Genomic DNA, 4,625 nt, shown 5'->3' on the forward strand with positions numbered 1-4,625 from the left:
TGGGTTTATTAGTGAGAAAGGTGGGGTTGGTAAAACTACGTCCTGTTATCACATTGCCGAAGGACTTAGTCGTTTTCATGAAAAACGTGTTTTAGTTATAGATGCAGATTATCAACGCGGAGGTATAACTGGAAGATTTTTCCCTAAACTGATCGAAAATTTTGGAAATCAAGCACCGCAAGGAACAACGTTATTTAACAAGTATCAGCAATTATATAGCGCAGCACAACAAACGACTGACATAGACATAATTAAATTTAATAGTGGCATCGATGTCATTCCAGCCGACCCTCGCTTATCAACCGTTTCAACTGATAAGCTACCTAGTACAAACAATATAAGATCGAACAATGCCATTCTTTTACAGCATTTAAAAACCATAAGCGCTGTATTATCACCTATTGCAGATAATTATGACTATATATTGATTGATTCACACCCCGAAGTTTCTGATGTCATGCGCTCTATAATCTACGCATCAGATTATTGTGTATCACCGGTAAAACTAGACAGGCAATCATCTATTGGTGTGGCCACAGTCATAGGTGAGATAAATAATGTAAATGAAGATATTGAAATGCTAAGAAAGGCACTGCAAGTCGGCGATTCATATAAGGACACAGTTTTCGCCGGAGCGATGGGAATGATGGCCAGAGAATATGCAGAAGAACTGAAGCAAACAGAGCAATATGAATACAACAGGCTTCGGCAAGCAGGTGACATCTTCAAGCACTACATAACGGAAGGTGATGGGCTAAGAGTAGCTGCAGCAGAGCGCGTTTCAGTGTATGATGTACAGATAAGTAACGCTTACAAACAAGCGTCACAGTTTAAGAACTTGACGATTGAGTTTATGAGGACTTGTCGATGATAGATATCCAAAAACTGATATCTTGGCTTGGCGTTGAGGGAGCTAAAGCTGGCTTGGATAAAAGTGAAATGACTAATGCCGAGCTAATTGAATCCTTTGGTAATTTACTTCCAAAGAACCCAAGCAAATTAAAACGTTCCGATCTCGTTGAGGAGATTATTTTAGCAACAAGGAGAATGACACATAAATCAGTTGAAGAACTGATGGAAATGTCAAAAGAAGATCTGTATTCATATTTCCACGATCAGAAATATAGCAGAAAAGAACTTCTTGATTTGTTATATACTCTTGAAATCAGACCGGGGAGCTCAGCAAAGAAAAATCTAACCGAGTTCACAATAAGTGAGATAAGTGATATTGGCATGTATCGTCGCGTAGCGAAAGGGAATCATGCATAAATAAAAGCCACCTGTGAGGTGGCTTTTTATAGGATAAAAAAATGCCATTTAATATAGGCGATATAGTTTACTTAAAGTCAGAATCAAAAGCGATGACGGTCATCGGATATGGATCGTCTCAAAATAACGGTTACATAGATCTAGCTAATTGTGCTTGGCTAGATAAAGACAACCGCTATTGCCAAATACTATTCTTGTTTCAAACGATCGAAAAAAGAATCAGTTAAAAACTGGCTTATCTTCATTGAGCATACCGGACGAACCTATTTACCATAACATCCGTTGCCCGCACCGCTGAAACGGGGTTGGCTGCGTTTCCGGTGCCAGACGCGAGAAAGTGGCGACAGACATGACGAAAAAACACCGAAAACGCAGCCGCTGGATATTACACTGATGCATAGTCATGCAGCCAGATGCATGGCGCGTAAAGTCACACTAAAATCAGCGCGAACGCCTTAAAAACCGGCAAATGCCTCTCCGGCAACTCACACAGCTCCATCACCAGGTAAAAACAGTTCAGCAGGGCTTCAATAACGTTGAGAATTTTCATCACTTCCTCCGGGATAAGTCACTACCATTCCGGTAGTCAGCCTATTTAGCAGGAACGCGATGAGCCCTTCTTCGTGCGGGCTGTCACCTCATCTTCGGACCATCGAAACTCTTCTGCTTCTGTCGGAGCGTCAGCTCCAGCTCGTTCTGACGCTGATACTCCAGTGCAGCCTTCTCCTCGATGGCATTCAGTTCCCGGACAAGCGGCGCAGCTGCTCGCTTAAACTCAGCACCTGCGTGCTCAAGTCCGACACGCGCTCGTTCAGCACCGCGTTCTCCCGTTGCATAAGTCCACACATGCTCCGCCATTCCGCGAAGGCGCTCTCCCATTCGTCCAGCCTTTGCGAGTAGTCCTGCTGTAGCTGCTCTAATGCGCTCAGCAACTGCTTTTCCAGCTCTGTCATTTTCCGCTACTCCTGTTTCAGGCGGATCCAGGTCGTCCCGTCGTAGGGGATGGCTTCGGCTTGCATCCCCGGCGGCAGGATAAGGAACCTCCGGCCGTCGTTGCTCTCCTGATAGCGTACTCCCCACGTCCGGGCGGTCATTTTCGCCAGGGTATCTTCCTGCTGACGAAGATGTGTGTAATTGTCGGTTATCTGCCGTCCCTGCCACCACAGAATGCTCCCGCTCGTGGCGATCAGCAGCGCTGACACCATCAGGATGGTGAGCCATGTCCTCCCGGCCGTCAGCAACACGCTCCGCCGGTTTTTCTCCATCGCCTCGCTCATACTCTGCTCGTGGGCGCTGATGGCGTCGCTGATTCTCCTCGCGCTTGCGTTCAGTTCCGCTCTGACAGACTGCTCGTGCTCGCTGAATGCGGCTTTCAGCATCTCGCCGGTACTCTTCTGCTGCGCTTTCGATTGCTGCTCTAAGTCCTTCGCCAGCGTTAAAAGACTGCTCATAGATGGCTCCCTTCAGTCGGATGTTTCGCCCCCCGTCAGGGTCGGCAATGCTGATACTGCTTTTCGTTGTACGCACCACCTCAAAACCTGCACCTTCAAGAGCCTCAGTGACGTCCTGACGGCTTTTCAGCTCCCCGGACGAGGCTAAGCTCAGCAGTCCACGGGTGATGGCTTCTGCGGCTTCCTGCTTCGTTTTCGGCAGTCCGGCCGGCGTAACCAGCGCCCGGCGGTTTTCCGGCGCGTTCGGATCGTGCAGCCCCAGTCTGCCGTTCACGATGGTCTGCCAGGCATCGATACGCGGCCGGTCGGCGCGGTCGTAGTACGGCTGGAGCCGCCTGCCGGTCAGCAGCTCGGTATTGGGGATCAGAAAGTTCAGCTCCAGACGCCCCTTGTCCTCGTGCTCCATCCACAGAATGCTGTACTGATCTTTATCAAGTCCGGGCATCAGAACCCGCTCGAAGCTGGCCATCAGTTTTTCCCGCTGGCCGGGAGGCAGATCGGCCTCCGCAAACGACAGGACGCCGGAGGTGTATTTCTTCACGTAAGGCGACGAGTCGATCAGCTCCCGGACTTCTTCCGGCTTCCCCTGCAGGACGCTGGCGCCTTCACGCTGCCGGTCTTTACCCAGCAGATAGTCCACCGGCCCGGCGCCACCGCCGCGACCGCGTGGATGAAATTTAACGATCATCGTCCGTTCCTTTCTCAAGAACGGCGTGCCGCAGCCGCTCAAGCCCGGCATCGATGGCCATCAGCGCCGCCACAATCTGCACCCGGTCATGACCGGTACCGACGCCGGCGTTAACACGGCGGGCTATCTGGTTCAGGTTGTTGCCCATACCGGCAAGCTGGCGCAGCAGCGCCGGCGAGATCGAAGGAAGTTTTGCGGTACGAGCCGGCTTTTCGTCCAGGCAGGTCTGCCGCATCCACGCCGCCAGCTGCCTGCCGTCGCAGCGCTCAAGTAGCCGCCTGTGCTCATCCTCCGTCACCCACATGGTGAGCATCTTGTTCCGTTTCTCTGACAAAACAGTCTCCTGATAACCCCGGGACGGGCGGGAAAACCTTTCCCGGTCGGCGCGGGGTTGGACAAGCCGCAGGCGCGTCAGTGGCTGTTAGCGGGTTTCGGGGCGCAGCCCTGAACCAGTCACGTAGCGCTAGCGGAGTGTATACTGGCTTACTATGTTGGCACGGATGCGAATATCAGTGAAGTGCTTCATGTGGCAGGAGAAAAATGCAGCAGCGGAGCGTCAGCAGAATATGCGATACAGGATATATTCCGCTTCCTCGCTCACTGACTCGCTGCGCTCGGTCGTTCGGCTGCGGCGAGCGGTACCGGCTTACAGGCGGGGCGGAAATTTCCTGGGAGATGCCAGAAAGAAGCTTAACAGGGAAGCGATAAGGCCGCGGCGAAGCCGTTTTTCCATAGGCTCCGCCCCCCTGACAAGCATCACGAAATCTGACGCTCAAATCAGTGGTGGCGAAACCCGACAGGACTATAAAGATACCAGGCGTTTCCCCCTGGTGGCTCCCTCGTGCGCTCTCCTGTTCCTGCCTTTCGGTTTACCGGTGTCATTCCGCTGTTATGGCCGCGTTTGTCTCATTCCACGCCTGACACTCAGTTCCGGGAAGGCAGTTCGCTCCAAGCTGGACTGTATGCACGAACCCCCCGTTCAGTCCGACCGCTGCGTCTTATCCGGTAACTATCGACTTGAGTCCAAGCCGGAAAGACACGACAAAGCGCCACTGGCAGCAGCCATGAGTAAAGGGGTGTACAAGATTTACTGAGTGAGAGTTCTTGAAGTATCAGCCTTAGAGAGGCTAAACTGGAATAACAGAATTTGGTTTCAGCGGTCTTGTACACCCTGTTACCACGGTTCAGAAGTTCCCCAACTTACTGAACCCTCGAAA

At 51.5% G+C, this 4,625-nt stretch carries 6 protein-coding genes; 4 read left to right on the forward strand and 2 right to left on the reverse strand.

Features of this window, described 5'->3' with window-relative positions:
- From ACOTY9_RS21995 to ACOTY9_RS22005, 3 genes are all read left to right on the forward strand, one after another.
- Window positions 1-871, forward strand: an 871-nt coding sequence (locus ACOTY9_RS21995) for a ParA family protein (RefSeq protein ID WP_421637403.1), incomplete at its 5' end; no start/stop codon positions are given.
- Window positions 868-1,269 (forward strand): hypothetical protein, encoded by a 402-nt coding sequence (locus ACOTY9_RS22000; protein WP_001505260.1) that lies wholly within the window; start codon window positions 868-870, stop codon window positions 1,267-1,269. The genes ACOTY9_RS21995 and ACOTY9_RS22000, both read left to right, overlap by 4 nt.
- Before the next feature lie 41 nt (window positions 1,270-1,310).
- Complete coding sequence (locus ACOTY9_RS22005) at window positions 1,311-1,496, forward strand: DUF2158 domain-containing protein (RefSeq protein WP_071597763.1); 186 nt, start codon at window positions 1,311-1,313, stop codon at window positions 1,494-1,496.
- Between the two features lie 406 nt (window positions 1,497-1,902).
- Here ACOTY9_RS22005 and mbeA read toward each other — a convergent pair whose 3' ends face one another.
- The gene (mbeA, locus tag ACOTY9_RS22010) at window positions 1,903-3,408 is read right to left on the reverse strand and encodes a plasmid mobilization relaxase MbeA (protein ID WP_421637404.1); all 1,506 of its coding nucleotides are present in this window, start codon (window positions 3,406-3,408) and stop codon (window positions 1,903-1,905) included.
- Window positions 3,398-3,742 (reverse strand): MobC family plasmid mobilization relaxosome protein, encoded by a 345-nt coding sequence (locus ACOTY9_RS22015; protein ID WP_032976203.1) that lies wholly within the window; start codon window positions 3,740-3,742, stop codon window positions 3,398-3,400. Before ACOTY9_RS22015 ends, mbeA begins: the two co-directional genes overlap by 11 nt.
- Window positions 3,743-4,370: 628 nt before the next feature.
- Here ACOTY9_RS22015 and ACOTY9_RS22020 point away from each other — a divergent pair.
- Entirely contained in the window at window positions 4,371-4,502 is a 132-nt protein-coding gene (locus ACOTY9_RS22020) for a replication initiation protein (protein ID WP_280597722.1), read from the forward strand.
- Window positions 4,503-4,625 lie beyond the last annotated feature (123 nt).

This window comes from Enterobacter cloacae complex sp. SHL012 (assembly GCF_049237505.1).
GTDB classification, from domain to species: domain Bacteria; phylum Pseudomonadota; class Gammaproteobacteria; order Enterobacterales; family Enterobacteriaceae; genus Enterobacter; species Enterobacter kobei.